General features: G+C 70.7%; 23 protein-coding genes. 11 read left to right on the top strand and 12 right to left on the bottom strand.

Features of this window, described 5'->3' with window-relative positions; translation table 11 throughout:
• Nucleotides 1-326: 326 nt before the first annotated feature.
• Entirely contained in the window at nt 327-1484 is a 1158-nt protein-coding gene (locus AB0367_RS23025; protein WP_366228437.1) for an LCP family protein, read from the top strand.
• A 32-nt stretch (nt 1485-1516) separates the two neighbouring features.
• Here AB0367_RS23025 and AB0367_RS23020 read toward each other — a convergent pair whose 3' ends face one another.
• The gene (locus AB0367_RS23020) at nt 1517-1915 is read right to left on the bottom strand and encodes a helix-turn-helix domain-containing protein (protein ID WP_366228436.1); all 399 of its coding nucleotides are present in this window, start codon (nt 1913-1915) and stop codon (nt 1517-1519) included.
• A gap of 65 nt (nt 1916-1980) precedes the next feature.
• Between AB0367_RS23020 and AB0367_RS23015 the strand changes: the two genes are divergently transcribed.
• Complete coding sequence (locus AB0367_RS23015; protein WP_366228435.1) at nt 1981-2568, top strand: NAD(P)-binding domain-containing protein; 588 nt, start codon at nt 1981-1983, stop codon at nt 2566-2568.
• Between the two features lie 52 nt (nt 2569-2620).
• Here AB0367_RS23015 and AB0367_RS23010 read toward each other — a convergent pair whose 3' ends face one another.
• Nucleotides 2621-2992 carry an ester cyclase gene (locus tag AB0367_RS23010; RefSeq protein WP_366228434.1) on the bottom strand — a complete coding sequence of 124 codons (372 nt, stop codon included), beginning with the start codon at nt 2990-2992 and terminating at the stop codon, nt 2621-2623.
• A 458-nt stretch (nt 2993-3450) separates the two neighbouring features.
• Here AB0367_RS23010 and AB0367_RS23005 point away from each other — a divergent pair, with 458 nt between their 5' ends.
• From AB0367_RS23005 to AB0367_RS22990, 4 genes are all read left to right on the top strand, one after another.
• Nucleotides 3451-3975, top strand: a complete 525-nt coding sequence (locus AB0367_RS23005) for a flavin reductase family protein (RefSeq protein WP_366228433.1) — start codon at nt 3451-3453, stop codon at nt 3973-3975.
• Nucleotides 3972-4727, top strand: a complete 756-nt coding sequence (locus AB0367_RS23000) for a GNAT family N-acetyltransferase (RefSeq protein ID WP_366228432.1) — start codon at nt 3972-3974, stop codon at nt 4725-4727. Before AB0367_RS23005 ends, AB0367_RS23000 begins: the two co-directional genes overlap by 4 nt.
• Before the next feature lie 91 nt (nt 4728-4818).
• Nucleotides 4819-5154 (top strand): hypothetical protein, encoded by a 336-nt coding sequence (locus AB0367_RS22995; RefSeq protein WP_366228431.1) that lies wholly within the window; start codon nt 4819-4821, stop codon nt 5152-5154.
• A 10-nt stretch (nt 5155-5164) separates the two neighbouring features.
• Nucleotides 5165-6325 carry an epoxide hydrolase family protein gene (locus tag AB0367_RS22990; RefSeq protein ID WP_366228517.1) on the top strand — a complete coding sequence of 387 codons (1161 nt, stop codon included), beginning with the start codon at nt 5165-5167 and terminating at the stop codon, nt 6323-6325.
• Nucleotides 6326-6355: 30 nt separating this feature from the next.
• On the opposite strand, the gene AB0367_RS22985 is transcribed toward AB0367_RS22990, so the two are convergent.
• Genes AB0367_RS22985 through AB0367_RS22965 form a run of 5 tightly spaced genes read right to left on the bottom strand, consistent with a single transcriptional unit; the run spans nt 6356 to nt 11775 of the window.
• Nucleotides 6356-8041 (bottom strand): copper resistance protein CopC, encoded by a 1686-nt coding sequence (locus AB0367_RS22985; RefSeq protein ID WP_366228430.1) that lies wholly within the window; start codon nt 8039-8041, stop codon nt 6356-6358.
• Nucleotides 8038-8688, bottom strand: a complete 651-nt coding sequence (locus AB0367_RS22980; RefSeq protein ID WP_366228429.1) for a YcnI family protein — start codon at nt 8686-8688, stop codon at nt 8038-8040. The genes AB0367_RS22985 and AB0367_RS22980 overlap by 4 nt, the downstream gene beginning before the upstream one ends.
• A gap of 21 nt (nt 8689-8709) precedes the next feature.
• Complete coding sequence (locus AB0367_RS22975) at nt 8710-9507, bottom strand: ABC transporter ATP-binding protein (protein WP_366228428.1); 798 nt, start codon at nt 9505-9507, stop codon at nt 8710-8712.
• Nucleotides 9504-10595: an ABC transporter permease subunit gene (locus tag AB0367_RS22970; RefSeq protein WP_366228427.1), complete on the bottom strand. Its 1092-nt coding sequence runs from the start codon at nt 10593-10595 to the stop codon at nt 9504-9506. Before AB0367_RS22970 ends, AB0367_RS22975 begins: the two co-directional genes overlap by 4 nt.
• Nucleotides 10596-10602: 7 nt before the next feature.
• The gene (locus AB0367_RS22965; RefSeq protein WP_366228426.1) at nt 10603-11775 is read right to left on the bottom strand and encodes an ABC transporter substrate-binding protein; all 1173 of its coding nucleotides are present in this window, start codon (nt 11773-11775) and stop codon (nt 10603-10605) included.
• 226 nt (nt 11776-12001) lie between these two features.
• On the opposite strand from AB0367_RS22965, the gene AB0367_RS22960 reads away from it, so the two are divergent.
• Nucleotides 12002-13342, top strand: coding sequence for a pyridoxal-phosphate dependent enzyme (locus AB0367_RS22960; protein WP_366228425.1), 1341 nt, complete (start codon nt 12002-12004; stop codon nt 13340-13342).
• A gap of 140 nt (nt 13343-13482) precedes the next feature.
• Here the strand turns inward: AB0367_RS22960 and AB0367_RS22955 are convergent, their stop codons facing one another.
• A complete protein-coding gene (locus tag AB0367_RS22955) occupies nt 13483-13731 on the bottom strand; it encodes a hypothetical protein (protein ID WP_366228424.1) in 249 nt (82 codons plus the stop codon).
• A 126-nt stretch (nt 13732-13857) separates the two neighbouring features.
• Here AB0367_RS22955 and AB0367_RS22950 point away from each other — a divergent pair, with 126 nt between their 5' ends.
• A complete protein-coding gene (locus tag AB0367_RS22950; RefSeq protein ID WP_366228423.1) occupies nt 13858-15297 on the top strand; it encodes an ATP-binding cassette domain-containing protein in 1440 nt (479 codons plus the stop codon).
• 134 nt (nt 15298-15431) lie between these two features.
• Here the strand turns inward: AB0367_RS22950 and AB0367_RS22945 are convergent, their stop codons facing one another.
• Together AB0367_RS22945 and AB0367_RS22940 are read right to left on the bottom strand one after the other, a co-directional pair.
• Nucleotides 15432-16085: a response regulator transcription factor gene (locus tag AB0367_RS22945; protein ID WP_366228422.1), complete on the bottom strand. Its 654-nt coding sequence runs from the start codon at nt 16083-16085 to the stop codon at nt 15432-15434.
• Entirely contained in the window at nt 16082-17224 is a 1143-nt protein-coding gene (locus AB0367_RS22940) for a histidine kinase (protein WP_366228421.1), read from the bottom strand. The genes AB0367_RS22945 and AB0367_RS22940 overlap by 4 nt, the downstream gene beginning before the upstream one ends.
• A gap of 212 nt (nt 17225-17436) precedes the next feature.
• Between AB0367_RS22940 and AB0367_RS22935 the strand changes: the two genes are divergently transcribed.
• Together AB0367_RS22935 and AB0367_RS22930 are read left to right on the top strand one after the other, a co-directional pair.
• A complete protein-coding gene (locus tag AB0367_RS22935) occupies nt 17437-18318 on the top strand; it encodes an ABC transporter ATP-binding protein (RefSeq protein ID WP_366228420.1) in 882 nt (293 codons plus the stop codon).
• A 5-nt stretch (nt 18319-18323) separates the two neighbouring features.
• On the top strand, nt 18324-19274 hold the full coding sequence (locus tag AB0367_RS22930) for a transmembrane transport protein (protein ID WP_366228419.1): 951 nt from the start codon (nt 18324-18326) through the stop codon (nt 19272-19274).
• A gap of 4 nt (nt 19275-19278) precedes the next feature.
• Here AB0367_RS22930 and AB0367_RS22925 read toward each other — a convergent pair whose 3' ends face one another.
• A complete protein-coding gene (locus AB0367_RS22925) occupies nt 19279-19794 on the bottom strand; it encodes a MarR family winged helix-turn-helix transcriptional regulator (protein WP_366228418.1) in 516 nt (171 codons plus the stop codon).
• A gap of 112 nt (nt 19795-19906) precedes the next feature.
• Between AB0367_RS22925 and AB0367_RS22920 the strand changes: the two genes are divergently transcribed.
• Nucleotides 19907-20449, top strand: a complete 543-nt coding sequence (locus AB0367_RS22920) for a zinc-binding dehydrogenase (RefSeq protein ID WP_366228417.1) — start codon at nt 19907-19909, stop codon at nt 20447-20449.
• Here AB0367_RS22920 and AB0367_RS22915 read toward each other — a convergent pair.
• Nucleotides 20433-21608 carry a cytochrome P450 gene (locus tag AB0367_RS22915; protein ID WP_366228416.1) on the bottom strand — a complete coding sequence of 392 codons (1176 nt, stop codon included), beginning with the start codon at nt 21606-21608 and terminating at the stop codon, nt 20433-20435. The two genes, AB0367_RS22920 and AB0367_RS22915, sit on opposite strands and share 17 nt — an antisense overlap.
• Nucleotides 21609-21665: the final 57 nt, after the last annotated feature.

Below are 21665 nucleotides of genomic sequence, written 5' to 3'. Positions count from 1 at the left end.
CTATGCCGCGGAGATTAAGCGATTATTCCTATCTATGCAATAGGATATTGCGCACCGGGCCGGCGCAACGCGGGAGGATCAGACCGAGCGCGGGCACCGGGGGAACGCCCAGGTGAGGTGCGCCGCGGCGACGTATGACGCGGCGGCAGAGGTGCCACAGTACGTTGAGGGACCGTGCCGAGGCCGCGTGCGGCGTGCGCGGCGGGCGTCGGCGCGTACGGGCGGGTGAGATGGGACGGGCGAGCAATCGTGCACGGCGTGTGAAGGCCGGCTCGCGGAGCGAGCGAGCGGCAGCACCAGCGGTGGGCCGCGTACGCGGCCCGGGGTTGGACGACCGCCGCACGACCGGGCCGGACGACCGCCCGGCCGTTCCTGGCGTCTACATCGGGTCGGCGCGCCGCCGGCGGATCCGCCTGCACCGGGTGCTGCTGGTGTGCGTGCTCACCGCCGTGCTCCTGGCCGGCGGCGCGGTGGCCACGGCCGCGGTGCTCGCCGGCCGGTTCGACCGCGCGGTGAACCACGCCGACCTGCTCGGGGACGCCCGCTCCGGGCCGCGCCAGGACGTCGCCGGCCCGCTGAACTTCCTGCTCATCGGGTCCAACTACCGCGCTTGGGACCCGAGCAACGGCGAGCGCGCCGACTCGATCCTGGTCGTACACGTGCCGCGCAGCATGGACCGCGCATTCCTGGTCTCGGTGCCCCGCGACCTGTACTACATGATCAAGCCGTACCCGCCGACGCAGTTCGGGGGCAGCACGGAGAAGATCGACGCGGCGCTCAACTTCGGCGGCATGCCGCTCATGGCGCAGAGCGTCGCGGACCTGATCGGCGTGCGGTTCGACGGTGCGATCGAGGCCCGCTTCGACGGCTTCACCAAGGCCGTTGAGGTCCTCGGCGGGGTCGACATGTGCGTGGACGAGAAGACCGTCTCGATCCACGTCGGCCACGACAAGAACGGCAAGCTCGCCACCCCGTACACGGAGACTGAAGCCGAGCCGATCCCGGTGCCCGGCGTCACTCCGCAGGTGTACTACCCGGGCTGCCAGCACCTGGCCCCGTGGCAGGCCCTCGACTTCGTCCGGCAGCGGGAGCTGCTGCCCAACGGCGACTACGACCGGCAGCGCCACCAGCAGCAGTTCCTGATGGCCGTGCTCAAGCAGAGCACCTCGGCCGGCACCCTGTCCGACCCGGTCAAGCTCGACCGGGTCCTGCAGGCGGTCGGCAAGTCGCTGACCGTGGACACCAACGGCACGTCCGTGGCCGACTTCGTCTTCGCGTTGCGTGGCATCACGGCCGACTCGCTGGTCGGGCTCAAGACGCCGTCGCACCCGGAGATGATCGGCGAGACCTCGTACGTGATCGGCGACCCCGGCATGGACGATCTGTGGCAGGCGATCCGCGACGACACGCTCGGCGGCTGGGCCGCGGCCCACCCGCAGTTCGTCAACTCGCTGCGCAACGCCGCGCCCGTCGCGCGGAAGTGAACGCGGGCGGCGTGAGCCCGCTTCCGTCAGCCCTACATGGCGGAGTCGTAGGCCGTACGCGCGGCGTCGATGTCGCCGATGTGGCGCTGGGCCCACTGGGTTACCACTGCCATCACCGGAAGCAGGCTCTCGCCCAGCGGCGTGAGCCTGTACTCGACGCCCGACGGCACTGAGGCGGTCGCCGACCGGGCCACCAAGCCGTCGCGTTGCAAGCCGCGCAGCGTTTGCGTGAGCATCTTCTGGCTGGCGCCTGCGACCGCACGCGCCAGCTCGCCGTGCCGGCGCGGCCCGTGCGCGAGCTCTTTGAGGATCAGGCTGACCCAGCGCTCACCCATCCGGTCCAGGACGCGATGCGTCGGGCATGCGGCCATCGACATCAGGTACGTCGAACGCGCGCCGGCTCGGCGTTCATGTGCGCTGCTGATTGCCATCGGATCCTCCAGGCACTTCAAAGTGCGTACTGCCGCCGGGACAGCCGCCAGCTTAGCGTCGGGTCATGAGTGTGATCGGAATGCTCGGCGCCGGCAACGTGGCCCGTGCGCTGGCCTCAGCCCTGTCCGCCGCGGGCCACGACGTCATCGTCGGTACCCGCGATCGTCTGGAGTCCGCAGCGGCCTCGGCGGAGATCGCCGTCAACGCACTGCCGGGTGCGGTGTCGGTGGAGGTACTCGAAAGGTTGCGGCTGCCTTTGGCGGGCAAGGTGCTCGTTGACGTCGCCAACGCCGTGGAGCAGGGCCCGGACGGCTTCGCGTCTGGTCTGCTCTATCGGAACCTCGCCCAGGAGATCCAACACGTGCTGCCCGACACCCGCGTGGTCAAGGCGCTGAACACGGTGGGGCCGGCGCCGCTGATGGTCGCCCCGGCCAGCTTGGCCGTGCCGCCGTCGACCTTTCTGTGCGGCGACGACACGGATGCCAAAATCGCGGTGGCCGGGCTGCTCACCGACCTGGGCTGGGCGCCGCAGCGGATCATCGACCTCGGTGGCGTCGCGAACGCCTGGTGGCCGGAGTCCTTCGTGCTCATGGTCCGGCCACTGATCGCCGCCCTGGGACCGATCCCGTTCGCGCTGGCGATCGCGCATTGAGGCACCGGCGCTGCACAGTGCCCCATCTCGGACCTCGAGCGGATGGTGTGGTTCAAATGAAGGGTTCGGCGTAGACCCAGTGCTCCACCAGCAGCCCGTCGACGACCCGGACCATTTCCATCCCGGAGACTTCGAAGGTCTTGCCGGTCGGTGGCTGGCCGAAGAAATCTCCGGTGTGGGTTCCGGTGAACCGGTACCGGTGCGCCACCCACTCGCCACTCTCAATGCTGTGCAGCGAGGTCATGGCGAAGTCAGGCACGCCCGCGACGATGCCACGCCACTTGGCCAGCCAGTCCTCACGGCTCACTTCCTGGCCTTGGTCGAGCGAGTGGGGGGCGATGTGGCCTACGGCCGTCTCGAAGTCGCCGGCTGCCCATGCCTCATTGATCGCCCGCACCGTCTCGGCTGGACCCGTGGGAGACATCTCATCCCTCCATACAGGGGATACTCCCCGTTCGACAATACGGGGATTATCCCGGAAGGCCTCGACATCGTCATCGAGGGGCTCCGGCCGAACACAGTCGAGTAGGCGTCGACCGCCTCGCAAACCCAGCTATCCTATGGATCCAGTATGGATTCGTCCACGGTTTACCTCACGGTCGTGACAAGGGTGACAGGACGGGCCATCGAGCGTTGACACCGTCGACGAGTGCTGCTGCACTTGCGCCATGGCACCAGCGTTACGGTCTGCGATCCGCGGCCACATCGACGTCGGCCGCGTTCGGCCGACCCTCTGTCCGGCCTGACCTGCGCTCACCGCCTTCGTTCCCGCACGTCCGGGCAGGCGCACTCCCCCGTCGAACCAACAGCAGACCATTCCGGTGCGGCATCACGCCGGCCGAGCGGTACGTGCTGTCCGTACATCACGCCCGGAGGTTCGTGATGACCATCGCCCCCGTCCGACCCGAGACATCCACCGTGGACGCCGACCTGTTCCGGCGGCTGCTGCGCCACCACGCCGCGTCCGCCGTCGTGATCACCGCGGCGGGCGCTCCCCCGGCCGGCTTCACCGCCACGTCGTTTACGTCGGTCTCGCTCGACCCGCCGCTGGTGTCGTTCAGCCTGTCCCGCACCGCGTCGGCGTGGCGCACCGTCGAGCACGCCCGCACGGTCGCCGTCCACGTCCTGGGCCGCGAGCACGAGCACGTCGCCCGGACGTTCGCCACCAGCGGCATCGACCGCTTCGCCGCAGGCGTGCCGTGGGAGCCCGGCCCGGACGGCGTGCCGCTGCTGCACGGCGTGCCGGCCCGCCTGATCTGCCGGGTCACCGACCGGATCGCGGCCGGCGACCACACCATCGTGCTGGCCGCACCGGTTGCCGGACAGCACACCGACAACGAACTCGCGCCGCCGCTGGTCTACCACGCCGGCCGGTACGGCACCCTGCACCACGGCGGGCACCGGTGAGCCAGGTGTCCTCCCCGACGTCCGAGGTCAACCCGCCCGACCCGTCGCTCGACAACACAACGAGCGAGATCCTCGACAGCGCCGTCTGGGCCGCCCTCACCGGGCCACACCACCGGCCCTTCGCCGAGATCCGGGGGCAGGCCGCCCGCTACCACCCTGACGTCGCACCGTTCGTCACCATCTCGGGCCAGGCCGACGAGCGGGTGTGGGACGACCTCGCCGGACTAGTCGGCCCGGGCGCGACGTTTGCCCTGACCGGCACCAGCCTGACCCCGCCGGACGACTGGGACGTCGTCACCAGCGACGGCGGCGTCCAACTGGTCGACGTCGCCGTCGAGTTCGCCGACGACCCCGAGGCGGTGCCGCTCACCGCCGCCGACGTGCCGGAGATCCTCGCCCTCATCGAGCGGACCAAACCCGGTCCGTTCCGGCCGCGCACCATCGAGCTCGGCACATATCTGGGCATCCGCCGGGACGGTGCGCTCATCGCGATGGCCGGCGAACGGCTGCACCCGCCCGGCTGGACCGAGATCAGCGCGGTCTGCACCGATCCCGCGTACCGCGGGCAGGGGCTCGCCACCCGGCTCGTCCGGGCGGTCGCCGCCGGCATCCACCGCCGCGGCGAGACACCGTTCCTGCACGCCGCGGCGACCAACACCAACGCCATCCGGCTGTACGAGTCCATCGGCTTCAAGCTTCGCCGGCGTACCAAGTTCAGCGTGGTGCGGGTCCCGGAGGCCCGGACGGCATGATCAGCGGGAGGCGACACCGTCGTTCGCGGCGGTGAGCCGCAATCCGTCAGGCCAACTTGACGTCAGGGTGGCCTGACGACATGCTGGACGCATGGTCACACCGGACGAGGTGGAGCGTCGGTTCACACTGCTGACCGCGGCGACGCGGTTCGATGAGCTGCGCCGCCGCGACGCGCTGGCGCCGCCAGGGGCGGAGGACCCGGATCCGCAGGCGGTGCCGCTGACCCGGGACGAGGCGTTGGAACTGCTCGCGTTGGGCGAGGTGCTGATCCGCAAGGCGGGTTACGGGCGGCAGCTCACGGTGCGCACGGCCCGCGCCACCGGCGCCTCGTGGTCGCAGGTCGGCTCCGCACTGGGCACCAGCAAACAGTCCGCGTGGGAGACCCACCTTCGCTGGCTGGAAGAGCAGGCGGACCCCGATGAGTGACGATACGACCCTGCGTCCGTTCCGGCTGGCGGTGCCTGAGGCTGACCTGGCGGACCTGCGGGACCGGCTGGCGCGGACCCGCTGGCCACAACAGCTGCCGGGCACCGGCTGGAGCCGCGGCGTGCCGGTCGAATACCTGAAGGAGTTGGCCGAATACTGGCGCACCGGCTACGACTGGCGGGCGCAGGAGATCCGGCTCAACCAGATCCCGCAGTTCACCACCACCATCGACGCGGTCAACGTGCACTTCCTGCACGCACGTTCGGCCGAACCGGACGCGTTGCCGCTGATCATCACCCACGGGTGGCCGGGCTCGGTGGTCGAATTCCTCGACGTCATCGGCCCGCTCACCGGTCCCCGCCGGCACGGCGGTGATCCGGCCGACGCCTTCCACGTCGTGGCGCCGTCCATCCCCGGCTTCGGGTTGTCCGGACCCGTCCGCGAGTCAGGGTGGGACGTGCCGCGTATCGCCCGAGCCTGGGCCGAGCTGATGCGGCGGCTGGGCTATCACCGCTACGGCGGGCAGGGCGGCGACTGGGGGCACGCCATCACCCGCGAGCTGGGAATCATCGACAGCGACCGGCTGGTCGGGGTACACCTCAACACCGTGCTGACCCTGCCGTCGGGTGATCCCGGCGAGGCCGCGGCACTGGACGATGCGGATCGGGCCCGGCTGGAGCAGTTCTCCCGGGCAGAGCTGGAGCTGTCCGGCTACGCGAAGATCCAGGGCACCCGGCCGCAGACCCTGGCGTATGGACTGACCGACTCCCCGGTCGGCCAACTCGCCTGGATCGTCGAGAAGTTCAAGGAGTGGACCGACTCGAGGCAGTCGCCCGACGACGCCGTCGATCGCGACCAGCTGCTGACCAACGTGACGCTGTACTGGTTCACCGGCACCGCCGGCTCCTCGGCCAACCTGTACTACGAGACCTACCACCCCGCGACACCCCCGGCCAACCGGCGGTCGAGCACACCGACCGGGGTCGCCGTCTTCCCCCGCGACGCCGCGCTACCCGTGCGGCGGCTGGCCGAACGGGACAACCACATCGTCCACTGGCGCGAGTTCGACCGGGGCGGCCACTTCCCGGCCATGGAACAGCCCGCCCTGCTCGTGGACGACATCCGCGCCTTCTTCCGCCCGCTCCGGCAACGACGACAGCAGCCAACCTGAATCGCGACCTCGAGGCGCGGTGCGGCCGTTTCAGTACACCCGGAAATCGAAGGCGTCCGTGTACTGTCGCGTGCGTCCGGCCACGACCGTCAACGTGGCGGTCCAGGTGCCGGCGGAGGGCACGTTGACGGTGGTGCTGGAGAAGGTCATCGGGGTGGGTGCGCCGGGCTGGATCGCGCCCGGGATCCGATACGGGAAGCGGACCTCGAGCGCCCGCACCGGCCCGTCGGGCTGGCTCAGCACGAGCTGCAGCGACTCGGCCGGCGGCGTCGCGTCGGTGTGGCCGGCGACGGTGATCCGGAAGCTCTCCGGGCCTCGCCGCAACGGCGCGACAGCGATGCTCACAGCGTACGGGCCGATCGCGGTACGCAGCTGAAGTTGGGGGGCGTACGCCGCCTCGGCCGGTGTGATCGAGGAGAGTACGCCGGACACGACCACGACGGCGGCGCCGGCAGCGGCCTCAAGGCGAACCCGTCCGCGCAGCCGGGCCGTCTGCCCGGGAGCGGGCCGGGCGTCGGTGTCCGAGGAGCCGGCCAGGGCGATCTGCCGGCGAATCCAGCGGTAGCCGGTGAAGCCCAACGCCACCGCCACGACCACGAGGAGCACCTTCGCCGCCAGCACGAACCCGTACGTCGTGGTGGTCAGGGCACCGGGAAAGCGGACCTCGACGACCGATTGCAGCAGGCCGGAGGTCAGCAGAACGGCCACCGACACGGCGGCGTACACCGACCACAGCGGTAGGCGCCGTAGCCGCTCACCGGTGATGCGCCGGCGCAGCAGGAGCCAGCCGAGGGCGGCCAGTCCGCCCAGCCAGGCGGTCATCGCGGTGACGTGCAGCAGCGTGGACGCGAACTGCCACCACGCCCCGCTGCCGCCGTGGCCGTTGCGCACCACGCTGCCGAGCGTGGCGAGTGCGAGCAGGCCCGCGACCGTCCAGCGGATCCGCCGGTGCGCGGGCCGGCGCCAAGGCGGCAGCACCAGGACCGCGGCGCCCAGCAGGGCGAGCCTGGCCCAGACCGCCGCGGCGTACGAGGCTTCGGCGAACGTGCCGAGACCCGTCCAGCTGGCTCCGCCGCGCGTGGCGGAGGCCTGCCACAGGTACTGCACCACGGCTTGCGCCACGGAACCGGCCGCGACCACGGCCGCGCCGATGCGGGCCGATCGCCACAGGATCCGCCGTTCGTGCTCGTCGGCACCCAGGACCAGGGCCGCGGGGACGAGCCCCAGGGCTGCGATCAGTCCGAGGTACACCAGGGCCTTGGCGGCGGCCACCGCGAGCTCCCACCCGGTGCTCGGCGCGCTGCCGGCCGCCGGGGTGGAGACCGCGGTCGCGGGCACGCCGTAGCCGAACTCGATCGAGCCGCCGATCGGGTGTGTGTCCGCGGAGACCACCGACCAGCTGACGATGTACACGCCGTGTGGGAGGCCGCCGCGGAGGCCGATGACGAGGGTTCGGCGGCCGGGCTCCAGCCGGGCCTGCCCGGTGTCGACGCGCCTGCCGTCCTCGTCGATCGCACTCGCGGCATCGGCCGCTGACGGCAGTGTCACCGGCTCGTCGAACGTGACCCGCACAGCGGACGGTGCCGTCTGCAGTTGCGAGCCGTTGGCGGGGTCGGTGGACACCACATACGCGTGGGCCTGGGCCGGGGTGGCCCACAGGAGCACGGCGACCAGTGGCGTCGCCAGGACCGCGAGCACCGCCGCGGCACGTGTCACCGGCGGCCTCGGGTGAGGGCCGCGCCTGCCGCCGCCCCGGCGAGCAGCGCGAGGACGATCCCGGTGACGCCCAGCCCGATGCCCCACCCGTCCCCTCCGGCGGACGGGCCCACGGTGGTGGGCGGCTGCGCGCCGACGACGATGCTGGGGGCCGGATGTTCGGGCTTCGCGTCGCCCTGGGCCTGCTGTACCCAGTCGACGTCCGTGCCGTCGGAGTAGTGCTGGATCGCCGGCAGGTACACGGTGCCGCTGCCCGGCAAGGGGCCCACGGCGAGCGCGAAGGTCCCGAACTGGCCGGGGCCGATGCCGTCGCCGGTGGCGGTCCACTCCACCTTCGTGATCGCCGATGTGATGGTGTCGCCGTCGTCGTCGGTCAGCGGCTTCGGCAGCGTCGACCGGTACGTCTTGACCGTCCACCCGGCAACGGCCTGGGTCAGCACCGACGTGAACGGGGTGTCCGTGGGCAGCTGCACCGTGAGGCCCGTCGTGCTGGCCGTGTCGGACTCGGTCGGCACCTTGAATGTCAGGGTCGCCCAGGAGCCGGGCTGCGCCGACGAGGCGGAGACCGTGACGTGGGCACCGGCCGGCGAGGCGAGCCCGAGCGTCAGGACGAGGACGGCGGACACGACAACGGCGAACCTGTACATCGATCGTTCCTTTGTAGACGGTCAGCGGGCGGGCTTGAGCTCGTCGGGCGGTGTCGTCGCCTCTTCGTCCAGCAGTCCGAGGATCCGTTGCCGGAGCGCGACGAACGCGCCGTCGGACTGGTCCCGTGGACGGTCGAGGCCGACCTCGATCACCTCCCGGACCCGGGCCGGGCGCGGCGAGAAGACGACCACCCGGTCGGCGAGGATCAGCGCCTCACTCACGTCGTGGGTGATGAGCACGGCGGTGAATCCGCGGCTTCGCCACAGCCGCTGCAGCTCGTTCTGCAGCGCCCGGCGGGTGAGCGCGTCCAGCTTGCCCAGTGGCTCGTCCAGCAACAGCACCGACGGGTCATTGACCAGAGCACGGGCGAGCGCGGCGCGTTGCGCCATGCCGCCGGACAGCTGGGACGGCCAGGCGTCGGCGAACTCGGTGAGGCCGACGAGTCCGAGCGACTCGTCGACCCGGTTCCGGGACTCCCGGGTGGACAGGCCGCGCGCCTGCGGGCCGATCGACACGTTGCCGCGCACGGTGCGCCACGGCAGCAGCGTCGGATCCTGGAAGACCAGTGCCCGGCTCGGATCGGGGCCGCTGACCCGGCGACCACCGACGTTCACGGCGCCGAACAGCGGCTTGTCAAGCCCGGCCAGCAGCCGGATGAGGGTGGACTTGCCGCTCCCGCTCGGACCGATCAGGGCGACGAACTCGCCCGGCTCGACCGCGAGCGAGACGTCGTCGAGCACCGGCAGGTCCCGGCCGCCGCTGCGGAAGGCCTGGGTCACGTGGACGATGTCGATCGCGGAACCAGTGCCCGCACTCACCATCGGGTCAGCTCCTTCTCCCAGCGCAGCACCCAGTTGCGGGCGCGGAACAGCAGGGTGAGCAGAATCCCGCAGACGACCACGAGCACGACGATGCCGGCGTAGACCGCGGGGAAGTCGCCCCAGCCCTTCTTCCAGTTGAGGTACCAGCCGAGGCCGGAGTTGACGCCGAAGTTCTCCGCGACCGTGAGGCTCACGAACGACACGCCGAGAGCCATGAAGGCGCCGGTGAAGATGCTCGGCAGCGCCGCCGGCAGACTGACCCGCAGCACCAGGAACCAGCTGCGCGCCCCCAGCGTCTGCGCGACGTCGAAGTACGAGCGCGGGACGCTGAGGATCCCGGCCCGGGTCAGCACCGTGATCGGGAACCACACGCCGAGCGCGATCAGGAACACCGCACCGGAGTACGCCGTCGGGAAGAGCACGAAGATGATCGGCACCCAGGCCAGCGACGGCACCGGACCGAGGAACACCAGGACCGGGTGCACCCAGTAGTTGGCCGCCTGGAACCACCCGATCACCACACCGGTGAGCAGGCCTGCGACCAGCCCGACGACGAAGCCGGAGGCGAGCAGCAGCAGCGAGTTGCCGAGGCTCTCGGACAGGATCACCCGGTCGTCCCACAGCCGGTCGACGATCTGCTGGGGAGCGGCGAAGTAGGGCGGCGCGAGCACGACCGTCTTGGCCGTCGAGATCTCCCAGAACAGCACCCATATGCCTGAGCCGAACAGCCAGGCGGCGCCGTGCGACACCCGGTCGACGGCCCAGGCGCCCGTGCGCCCGCGCACAGCGGTCAGGGCCCAGATCGCCACCCACACCGCGGCCACGACGAGGCCGGCGATGACGGTGAAGGTCGTGGTCGCCCGGATCGACTGGGTGTCGCGCATCGGCAGTTTGTCGCTGTTGGGCACCGCTGTTGCGACGACGGAGAAGACGATCCAGGCAAGGATGCCCGCGCCGATGAGGATCGGGTTGACCCGCGCCGGGTTGGCGACCTTCTCCAGGGCGGCATGAATACGGACCGCACCCTGGACGGTCGCCTCGGCCTTGAGCGAGGCCGGGGCGGCAGTGATGGTGTCAGCGGCCACGGTCGTCTCAGAAGTTCAGGCCGAGGTCGACGAACGCCTTGTCGGCCAACGCCTGGACATCCACCCCGGCCGGCAGGAAGCCCGTCTTGACGTACTTCGCGATGCCCGGCTGCAGGGACTCGCGGAGGTTCTTCGGCGACGGGTCGAACGTGAGCGTCTTGAGCACCTGCAGGATCTCGTCGGGCTTGCCCGCGACGTAGTGCTTGCTCGACTCGATCTCGGCGGTCTCCTCGAGGTTGGCGCCCACCCACCGGGAGCCCTTGGCCCAGGCGGTCACAAGCTTGCCGGCGGTGACCGGATCCTCGCTCACGAACTCGTTGTTGATCGCGACCGCGCAGCAGGGCTGGTTGGCGTTGGCGCTGATGTCCCGGTTGTTCGAGATCTCCTTCGCCCAGCCCTCCTGGACGCCCAGGATGATCGGCAGGAAGCCGCCGCCTGTCGCGATGGCGTCCACCTTGCCGTCCTTCAGCGCCTGGGGCAGCAGGGCCTGCTCGATGACGACCCACTCGACCTGCTTGGCGGCCGGGCTGGAGTTGATGCCGGCGTCGAGCAGGTCGAGGGAGAAGAAGTTGGTCGCCGAGCCCTGCAGGTTGCTCACGCCGATCTTTTTGCCCTTGAGCGAGGCGACCGTGGGCACCGAGCCGTCGTTGCGGACGTAGAGGTCCAGGCAGCCGTGGTGCAGACCACCGCTGAGCTTGACGGGGGTCCCGTTGTAGATCGGGCCGAGGTAGTTGAAGAAGATGCCGTTGGAGGCGACGTACTTGCCCGAACCGACGGCCGCGGTGACGTCCTCGTCGGTGCCGGTCTTCTTCAGTACGACGTTGAGGCCCGCCTCCTTGAAGAAGCCCTTCTCGTAGGCGATGACCAGCGGTGCGTCGCAGACGCCACTGGGCGTGGTGAGGGTGAGCTCGCGGTCGGCCCACGACTTGGTCACCGTCAGCCCGTTGGCCGAGCTGGCTTCCTTGTCACGGCTGCGCACGAATGCCCAACCGGCGAGGCCGCCAGCGATCAATACACCGGCGCCGACGCCGGCTGCCGTGAGCAGGCGCCGGCGGGAGACGCCCTGCGGTGCGTCGAGGTCGACGTTGGCCTCGACGAGAGCGTCACCGGCCGGAGCGGGAGTGGGATCCGGCTCCTCCGGCCCGTGTTCCTGAGGTTCCTGCACAGGGCTATCCGTCATGGTGGACCACCTTCTATGCCGCGCTGGACCGCTTGTGTGGCTGGACGGACCGCATGGCGGCCCGGAGCATCTGGACCGTAGCGCGCGCCATCGCAAAGGGCAACTATTCCTATCTGTTAAATATATATTTAGCCATGTACCGGTATCTTCACACAGCCAGGGCTGGACGCATCCCACATTACCTATATGCTTGATAGGAAAACCTGCCTGGGAGGTCACCATCGCGATGGAACACGTCTACGAGTCGGTCCTCGACGCGGTCGGCCACACGCCGCTGATCCGGCTCACCCGGGTCACCGAGGACATCAGCACGCCGGTGTACCTCAAGGCGGAGTTCCTCAACCCGGGCGGCAGCGTCAAGGACCGCGCGGCCCGGCACATGGTCGCGGCGGCCGAGCGTGACGGGCTGCTGAGGCCGGGCGGCGTCGTCGTGGAGGGCACGTCGGGCAACACCGGCATCGGGCTCGCGATCGCCGCCGCGCAGCGCGGTTACCGGGCGATCGTCGTGGTGCCCGACAAGACCAGCACCGACAAGCTCGCCGTGCTGCGCGCGTACGGCGCCGAGGTGATCGTCACCCAGGGCGCCCTGCCGCGGGAGGACCCCAGGCACGTCAGCCAGGTCGCGCGACGCATCGCCGAGGAGACGCCCGGCGGATGGTTCGCCAATCAGTACGACAACCCGGCCAACCCGCAGGCGCATGTGGACACCACCGGCCCGGAGATCTGGGCGCAGACCGGCGGCCGGGTCACCCACTACGTGGCCGGCATCGGCACCGGCGGCACCGTCTCCGGCACCGGCGCCCACCTCAAGCGCGTCAGCGGCGGCAGGGTGCGGGTGATCGGCGCCGACCCCGAGTACTCGACCTACGGCGGCGGCGACGGCAGCCCCTACTACGTCGAGAGCATCGGCCACTACCTGCACCCCGAAACGGCCGAGGACGTCTGGCCGCAGTCCTACCACACCGACGTGCTCGACTCGATCGAGCGGATCGACGACCGCGAGGCGATCGCGATGACCCGCGCGCTGGCCCGCCGGGAAGGCCTGCTGGTCGGCGGATCGGGCGGCGCCGCCGTGGCCGCCGCGCTGCGGGTGGCCCGCGGCCTCGGCCCCGACGACCTGGTCGTGGTGGTCGCACCCGACTCCGGCCGCAACTATCTTTCCAAGTACTTCGACGACGACTGGCTGCTGCGCAACGGGTTCCTCGACGGCGACCGGACCCGGCCGGTGCTCGGCGACCTCGCGGCCGACGCGCCGGAGCCGGCCGCCGTGCCGGCCACGGCAACCGTGGCCCAGGCACAGGAGGTGTTCGACCGTACCGGCGCCGGGGTGGCGCTCGTCGTCCTCGACCGCTCCTCGACCTCACCGTCCCGGGCTTTCGGCGACGTCGTCGGCGCGCTGTGGCGCGACTCGCTGAAAGGCGACTCGATCGCGCCCCTGATCGCCGCCGCCCTGCCGACGGCCGGCATCGGTGAACCGGTCGACGCCGCACTCGCCCGTATCGACAGCAACTGGTTCGCGGTCCTCGCCGACGGCCGGGTCCGCGCGATCCTGCCCCGGCCCGCCTGAACCAGCCATCAGGCGATACCGCCGAAATCGGATGCCGCGATCAGCGGACTTCGATACGCTCCCCACGCCCAGGCAACGACGACACTCAGGAGATCGAACGATGAGGACCGCAGGCACCTCGCCGACCCCCACCCGATCTTTCATGTCCTCCTGGGAGCGCATCCTTGTCTCGCTTGTTCGACCTGCTCGAGAACTTCGTTGACCCGTTTGACCAACGCGATCTGAGCACGCCGCCGTCCGGCGCGCGTGCCTTCCGGTGCCGCGCCCATCGGCCTGATCGCGGCCGCACTCGCGCTCAGCTTCCGGATCACGGCGATGGCCGAATGGCTGCTCGACGGTGTGTCGTCGGTGTTCGGCGCGGTCGGTGCGCTGCGGCGCTCGCTGCGCACGATCGCCCAACCGCTGGCCGTGGCCGACCGGCCCGGTGCCGGCCCACTCGTCGTGCGCGGGGGCCGCATCCGGCTCACCGGGGTCAGCCATCACTACGGCAGCCCGGACGTGGCGGGCTGGACGGGGTGTCGCTCGAGGTCGCGCCCGGCGAGCGAGTCGGACTCGTCGGGCGTTCCGGCGCGGGCAAGTCCACGCTGGTCAACCTCGTGCTGCGGTTCTACGAGCCGGAGACGGGCACGATCGAGATCGACGGCCAGGACATCACCTCGGTCACCCAGGAGAGCCTGCGCCAGCAGATCGCCGTAGTGACCCAGGAGACGATGCTGCTGCATCGCTCGGTGCGCGACAACATCGCGCACGGCATCTCAGATCCCGGCGAGAGGACACCTGCGGACGAGGCAGCGGTCCGGGCGGCGGCGCGCCGGGCGGCGGCCGACGACTTCATCGCCGCGCTGCGCGACACCGAGGGCCGGCAGGGGTACGACGCGCACGTGGGCGAGCGCGGCGCGACGCTTTCAGGCGGCCAGCGGCAGCGCATCGCGCTCGCTCGGGCCTTCTACAAGAACGCGGCGGTCTGCGGCCTGTCGGCCGCGACCCGGACGTTCAACTGGATGCCGCTGGACCACGTCGGCGGCCTGGTCATGTTCCACGTCCGGGACGTGTATCTCGGCTGCCACCAGGTCCACGCCCGGATCGAGTGGGTCCTGGAGGATCCGCTGCGGTGGCTCGCGGCGATCAGCGAGCATCGCTGCGACACCACGTGGGCGCCCAAATCCGCCTTCGGTCTCGTCGTCGACCGGGCCGTGGACATCGCGGGCCGAGACTGGGACCTGAGCCGGCTGCGGTACATCATGAACGGCGGCGAACCGATCCGGGTGCGCACCGCGAACCGGTTCCTGGCGCTGCTGCGGCCCTACGGCCTGCCGGAGACCGCCATGCATCCCGGCTGGGGCATGTCGGAGACGTCGGCCGGGGTCGTCGACTGTGTCTTCCCCGCGGGGCTGGACGAGGCCACCCGCTTCATCCCGGTCGGCACCCCGCACCCGGGTGTGTCCCTGCGCGTTGTGGACGCCGAGGACACCGTCGTGCCGGAGGGCGTCGTCGGCCGGCTCCAGGCGGCGGGGCTGCCGATCACCCCCGGCTACCACGCCAACCCGGCACAGAACGCCCGCAGCTTCACCGCGGACGGCTGGTTCCGCACCGGCGACCTGGCGTCCATCACCGGCGGCGTGCTCACCGTCACCGGCCGCGTCGACGACGTCATCGAGGTCGGCGGGGTGCGCTGCCACGCCCACGAGGTGGAGGCGGCGGTCGAGCAGCTGCCGTTCGTCACCCCGACGTACACGATCGCGGCCACGGCACCGATCGACGGCACCGAGGCGCTGGTGATCTACTACCACCCGCGCTCCGGCGGCGGGACCGGCGAGGAGGCGTGGCGGATCGTCGCGCACGTCCAGGCCGCGCTGCGGGTGGCGGTCGGGCGGGTGGTACCGATCGCGAAGGACGAGGTGCCGAAGACGGGCATCGGCAAACTCCGCCGCGCCGCCCTCGCATCCACGTCCTGAGACTCCGCTCCTGCCGGCACCCGGGACGCAGGCCCGGGTGCTGGCACTCGGACCGAGACTGTCAAGAAAGTTCCCCGGTCACCCGCGGCACCCCTCGCCACCGGCTGCGCGATGGCCGCCGCCTGGGCGGGGCTTCAGTCCGTTTCGACGATCCGGTTTTCCCAGGCCCACACGGCGATCTCGGTACGGTTGCGCAGGCCGAGCTTCGCCTGAATCGCCGAGACGTGACTCTTGACCGTACTCAGGGAGATGAACAGCTGGGCACCGATCTCCAGGTTGGTGCGGCCGCGCGCGATCTCCCGTACCACCTCGACCTCGCGTTCCGACAGTGAACGTACCGATTTGTCAGGTTCTCGCAGGGGCGCGGTCAGGTGGCGCAACAGTCGTACGGTGACTGACGGGGAGACGAGTGCGTCGCCGTTGTGCGCCGCGCGCACCGCCTCGACGAGCAGCGCGGGGCCGGCGTCTTTGAGGATGAAGCCCACCGCGCCGCCGCGCAGGGCACCGTAGACGTATTCGTCGAGGTCGAACGTGGTGACCACGATGACCCGCATCGGGTTGGGCACGCCCGGCCCGGCCAACGCCCGGGTGACCTCGATGCCGTCGAGCCGGGGCATCCGGATGTCGACCAGGCAGACGTCGGGGCGTAGCCGGCGGGCCTGCGTGATCGCGTCGACACCGTCTGACGCCTCGGCGATGACGTTCATGTCCGGCTGGTCTTCGAGGATGAGCCGCAGGCCCCCGCGGATCATCGCCTGGTCGTCGGCGAGCAGCACGCGGATCGTCATCTCATCCGCCCGTTGTCGATAGGAAGGGTGGCCAGGACCGACCAGCCCGTATCGGGCCGGGGACCGGCGTGCAGCGTACCGCCGAGGGTTTCGACGCGTTCGCGCATGCCGATGAGTCCGTACCCGCCGCGTTGAGCGACGCGGGCACCGCCTCGGGGTGCATCGTCGAGCACCTCGACGGTGAGGCCGGAAGGGTTCTGCCCGACGGTGACGGTGACACTGTGGGCATCCGGCGCATGACGGGCCACATTCGTCAGCGCCTCCCGGACGATCCGGTACACGGTGCTGGCCACTTCCGGCGGCCACGCCGCACTCTCATCGGGTAACCGCAGGCGCACCGGCGGGCCCTGCCGGTTGAAGCGCTCGACGAGTACACCGAGCTGTTCCGGCCCGGCCGAGGCGGGTGGCGCGTCGTCGGTGTCGCGCAGCAGCCCGACCAAGCGACGCATCGCGCGCAGCGCCTCGGTGCCAGCGGTCTCGATCCCGGCCAGCGACTCGGTCACCTGCCGCGGGTTCTTGCGGGCGACGAGATGGGCGGCCTGCGCCTGGATCAGCATGCCGGTGATGTGGTGGGCCACCACGTCGTGCAGTTCCTGGGCCAGCTCCAGCCGCTCGTTCTGGCGTACCTTCTCGGCCGTGGCCGCGGCTCGGTCGTCCAGCAGTCGCAGCGCCAGCCCGACCGCGACGGAGCCGAGCCAGGCCGTGACGTTCATCGCCACGACCGCCGACGCGCCCGACGAGTGCGGCCGGGCGGCCAGGTAGGCGACGGCGACCACGGCGAGCCCTCCGGCGGCGAGCGCGCCGGCCGGCATCGGAGACAACGCGCGCAGGGCCGACCCGATGAGCACGGCGAGAGCCAGCGCCACGGCCGGTCCTGGCTCGGCCGGCAGGTGGAACACCCACGCCCCCGCGATGGCCAGTCCCGCGATCCCGAGAGCGGCGGCCGTTGTCCACGCCCGCTGCCGCCGCCGTACGAGCGCCAGCGCACAGACCAGGACGGCGGCCGCACCACCCGCGAGCCAATACCGGATGCCCCACGTCTGGGCGATCCCGACGGCCTCGATGCCGATCGCGCCGAGAAAGACCACGGCGAGGCCCGCCGTCGAAGCGGCCCCGAACAGCCGGTCCCCGATGCTCACCCAGGTCACGTTACGAGGCCCGGCCGGGCCGCGCGCAGACTGGCCTCGAACGCCACGGCAACCAGCCAGGCGACCGCGCGGTGTGTCGTGTCCATGTCGAGGACGCTAGAACGTCACCGTCCCGCGCGAACCGGCCGAAAGTAGGATCGTCCGCACGCCAGCCCCCGCTTTGGACCGATGCCAGGCCCGCGCACGGTTCGCAGGATGAGCCCATGGAAACCCAACTCGTACTGCACGCCGAGCGGCTGAGCAAACGGTACGGCCGCCGTGTGGCATTGACCGACTGCGACCTGGTGGTCCCGCGCGGGCATGTCGTCGGGCTCGTCGGCCCGAATGGGGCCGGCAAGTCGACACTTCTGCAACTGGCCTGCGGACTGATCGGCCCGACCTCCGGGACCTTGTCCATTCTCGGGTCCCGGCCCGCGGCCAACGGGAGGCATCTGGCCCGGGTCGGTTTCGTCGCTCAAGACACTCCGGTGTACGCGTCGTTCAGCGTCGCGGAGCACCTGAAGATGGGCGCGTGGCTGAACCCGTCCTGGGACTCCGCGCTGGCCGAGCGGCGAATCGCGGAGGTGGGTCTGGACCCCGCGCAGAAGGCGGGCCGGCTGTCCGGTGGCCAGCGCGCGCAGCTCGCACTGACCATCGCCGCCGCGAAGCGACCTGACCTCCTCATTTTCGACGAGCCCGCCGCAGCGCTGGATCCTCTGGCGCGCAGGGCCTTCATGCGCGGCCTGGCGGAGTTCGTGCGTGAATTGGGAGCCAGCGCCGTGCTCTCCTCGCACCTGTTGAGCGATGTCGAGCAGGTCTGTGACTACCTCGTCGTGCTCTGCGACTCACGCATCCAGATCGCCGGCCCGGTACGCGATCTGCTCGCCGCACACCACAGCATCATCGGCGATCCGGCCAGGATGGCCGCCGGGGTCGAGGTCATCTGGACGGAGCACGGCCGGGCCCTGGTCCGAGGCCACGCAGGGGCACACGACGGCACGGCTCGCAACATCGAGCCGGTCACGCTGGAGGAACTGGTCCTCGCCTACATGTCACGGGCCGCCGCAACGGGTGCCGCAACCACGAGTGCGGCGGTGGCACGATGATCCGGATGACCCTGCGGCAGTTCCGCGTCCCGGCGCTCGTCGCGGCGATCCTGTTCGTCCCGGCCGCCGGCTACCTGGTCCACCTCGGCCAAGACATCCGGGCCGCGCGCGACCCATCCCAGCTTCCGAGCCAGTACGAACAGACGATGCTGTTCCTCGCCGCCGGTTTCGCTCTGGTGCCCACGCTCATCGGGGCGTTCTGGGGCGCGCCACTCGTCGCCCGGGAACTGGAGACCGGCACCCAGCGACTGGCGTGGAACCAAAGCGTGCCCCGCCGTCGCTGGCTGGCGGTCAAGCTGACGGTCCTCGGCCTTACCAGCATGGCCGCCGCCGGCACGCTCAGCGCACTGCTGACCTGGGCGGCGGCCCCGGTCGACGAGGTGGCCGACGAGCGGTTCAGCACGATCCTGTTCGGCGCGCGCGGCATCGCGCCGATCGGCTACGCCGCCTTCGCCTTCACGCTCGGCGCCGTCACCGGGCTACTGGTACGCCGTACCCTGCCAACGATGGCACTGGCGTTCCTGGCCGTGATCGCGATGCAGTTCGCCGTACCCAACCTGCTGCGACCGCACTACATGCCCCCCGAACGGATCACCGCGCCGATGACTGCGGACGCCATCAACCAGGCCCGAATGCTGGGCAGCATCACCGGCGGGCCGGTCGTCGGGGGGCTGCGGATACCGCACGCCTGGATCACGCACGCCAGCAACCTCTTGACGCCCGACGGCCGGCAACTCTCCGACGCGGCCTTCAACGAGTGTTTCACCAACGCCCCCAAGACCGGCGCCACCGGCACATTCGGTGACATCGCAGTATGTCTCGGTAAGCTCGACCTCCACGTGGACCTGACATACCAGCCCAACCGGCGCTTCTGGCCGTTCCAATGGATCGAACTCGCCCTGTATCTGGCGTTCAGCGCGCTGCTCGCGGCGATCGGCCTGCGAACCGTTCGCTGAGGCGTTACGCCGGCTCGCCCGCGCGCGCGACGATGCGAGCGAGCAGCGCGACCAGTTGCTCGCGCTCGGCATCGCTGAGCGCGGCGGTCAGTTCGGCGTTGGCTTCCTCGCCCAGCTTCTCGGTGCGGCGAAGCAGGCGGGCGCCCGCATCCGTGAGCGATACCGCGTTCTTGCGCCGATCCACCGGGTCCGGCATGCGGACTATCAAGCCTTGCTCATCCAGGTCGTGCACGATCGAGGCCATGTCCTTGGGGTCGACCCGCAGAGTCCTGCCGAGCCCGGCCTGAGACACGGGCCCCAGTTCGGCGACCGTGGCCAGAACGGCATGATGCATCATCCGCATCCCCTCGCGAGCCAACGCCTGCGCGACGAGCCGATGACCATAGGCGGCGGCCCGGCCGAGAAGCCAGCTCGGCAGCACACGGATACCGGCGGGAGCGTAGGGAGGACCATCGGCCACGTTCGCCAGCGTATCCAAATCGTTGGGATGACCCAAGAATTTAGTCGCACCGACGCGCACCGCCAGCCACATTCCCGACCACGCCGACTACGTCCAGGCCGCGGCGCTGGTACGAAGCGGGCACGTCGCGTCGGCAGCGCTGCACACCGCCCACCTAACCGGCGCGGAATCCGTGCTCATCACCGGCGCGGCCAGCGGGGTGGGGCACCTGGCCGTCCAACTGGCCAAGATTCACGGCGTGCAGCGCGTCGTGGCGGCTGCCGGCACCGCCGAAAAGCGAGCCTTTCTGCGCGATCTCGGAGCCGACGAGGTCGTCACCTACGCCGACGAGCACTGGGGCGAACCCGTCGACGTCGTCCTCGACGCCGTCGGCGGAGACATCCTCCCGCGAGCCATCGCCGCGCTGCGCCCCGGCGGACGACTCATCTTCTTCAACTCCGGCGGAGGCACCGTCTCCGCGTTCGACCTGCTTGCCGGCTCCAAGACCATCACGGGCCTCACCATGGCCAGGTTCGCCAGCACCCAACCGGAGCTCTACCACCGCCATCATGAGCAGCTGTGGCTCCTGCACCGGACCGGGCAGCTCCGCGTGGCCATCCACGCCGAAATCCCGCTGTCCGACGCGTCATCCGCGCACGAGATCATCGAGGCGCGCGCCAATCAGGGCAAAGTGATCCTCCGACCCTCAATGCCACCGATCAGGAAGCCAGGCTGACCCGCAGCATCTCGTACGACGGGATCAGCACCCTGCGCCGGTACCGGCGCGCCACGATGCGATACGGCCGGCCGGTGTCGAGCAGTGTGCTCAGCAGCGCGCCGATCTCCGCTCGGGCCACCGGCGCCCCCAGGCACAGATGCCGGCCGGCACCGAACCACAACTGCCGGTTGTCCCGCAGATAGGAGCGGTCGAGCGAGAAGCCGCCCGGTGCGGTGTTGGCGGTCCAGGTGAGGATCATGACCCGGTCACCGGCCCGCAGCCGGCGCCCGGCGACATCCGTGTCGGCTCGGACCGAGCGCCCGATCAGCGGGGCCGGTGTGCTGACCCGCAGCCCTTCCCTGACGGCGTCCGGCAGCCGTTGCGGCTCAGCCCGCAGCCGGTCCTGCGCTCCGGTGTCGTGCAGCAGCGCGACGGTACGCGCCATCGCGCTCGCCGCCGTCTCGGTTCCGGCGACCATCAGCAGCGTCGCCAGGCCCTCCGTGTGCCGCATCTCGACGCCGAGCTCGCGGCACCGCCCGAGCAGCGTGTCCGCCGGCGCGGTCCGCCAGACCTGGGCGACATTGCTCGTCATCCGTGCCACGATCTGCTTGGCCCGGGCCACCGTCGCCGGCTCCAGCACGGTGGAGGTCGTGGTGCCCAGGGCGAGCGCGGCCAGCTCTTCGCCGGTACTGAACACCTCCCGGTACGCCGCGTCGTCGTCGCTCGCCACGCGCAGCCCGAGCAGGTCGGCCACGATCCGCCCGACCATCACCCGGGCCAGGTCCGCCACGTCGACGGTGCCGCCGCCCGCCAGTTGCGAGCCGGCCGCCGCCAGCCGCGGCCCGATCACCCGGCGCACCAGCGCCGCCGCGTTGTCCTCGGTGAACAGCTCCCGGGTCTGCGTCCGCAGCGCGTGGTGGCCCGGGCCGTCGAACACGTCGTACACCCAGTCACCCAGCACCTGCGCCCACAGGTGCCCCACCCCGCCCTCACCGAGCAGCGTGAAGTGGGTTGCGTCGTTGAGGATCAGCCGCGCGGTCACCGGGTCGGACACCACCCAGCCGAGGCGCGGTATCCGCCGGATGGGCCGGGCGAACCGGCCGATCGTCAGCAGGAGCGGTAACGCCGGGTTGGCGGCGGCCAACACCCGTAGCTCGTGCCGGGCGGCGGTGTCCATGCCGCTATCCTGCCCGATGAAGATCCAGGTCCGGACATGGGTGCGGCGTGACAGGGT

This window comes from Dactylosporangium sp. NPDC051484 (genome assembly GCF_040689395.1).
GTDB lineage: Bacteria > Actinomycetota > Actinomycetes > Mycobacteriales > Micromonosporaceae > Dactylosporangium.
Note: the sequence above shows the minus strand (reverse complement) of the source record. Positions and strands in the feature narration are given on the sequence as shown.

Coding starts and splice junctions, on each gene's coding strand:
- AB0367_RS22915 (WP_366228416.1), bottom strand. CDS start 21,608: ATGGACACCGCCGCCCGGCACGAGCTACGGGTGTTGGCCGCCGCCAAC.
- AB0367_RS23020 (WP_366228436.1), bottom strand. CDS start 1,915: ATGGCAATCAGCAGCGCACATGAACGCCGAGCCGGCGCGCGTTCGACG.
- AB0367_RS22935 (WP_366228420.1), top strand. CDS start 17,437: ATGGAAACCCAACTCGTACTGCACGCCGAGCGGCTGAGCAAACGGTAC.
- AB0367_RS22965 (WP_366228426.1), bottom strand. CDS start 11,775: ATGACGGATAGCCCTGTGCAGGAACCTCAGGAACACGGGCCGGAGGAG.
- AB0367_RS22930 (WP_366228419.1), top strand. CDS start 18,324: ATGACCCTGCGGCAGTTCCGCGTCCCGGCGCTCGTCGCGGCGATCCTG.
- AB0367_RS22995 (WP_366228431.1), top strand. CDS start 4,819: ATGGTCACACCGGACGAGGTGGAGCGTCGGTTCACACTGCTGACCGCG.
- AB0367_RS23015 (WP_366228435.1), top strand. CDS start 1,981: ATGAGTGTGATCGGAATGCTCGGCGCCGGCAACGTGGCCCGTGCGCTG.
- AB0367_RS22980 (WP_366228429.1), bottom strand. CDS start 8,688: ATGTACAGGTTCGCCGTTGTCGTGTCCGCCGTCCTCGTCCTGACGCTC.
- AB0367_RS22945 (WP_366228422.1), bottom strand. CDS start 16,085: ATGACGATCCGCGTGCTGCTCGCCGACGACCAGGCGATGATCCGCGGG.
- AB0367_RS22960 (WP_366228425.1), top strand. CDS start 12,002: ATGGAACACGTCTACGAGTCGGTCCTCGACGCGGTCGGCCACACGCCG.
- AB0367_RS23010 (WP_366228434.1), bottom strand. CDS start 2,992: ATGTCTCCCACGGGTCCAGCCGAGACGGTGCGGGCGATCAATGAGGCA.
- AB0367_RS23005 (WP_366228433.1), top strand. CDS start 3,451: ATGACCATCGCCCCCGTCCGACCCGAGACATCCACCGTGGACGCCGAC.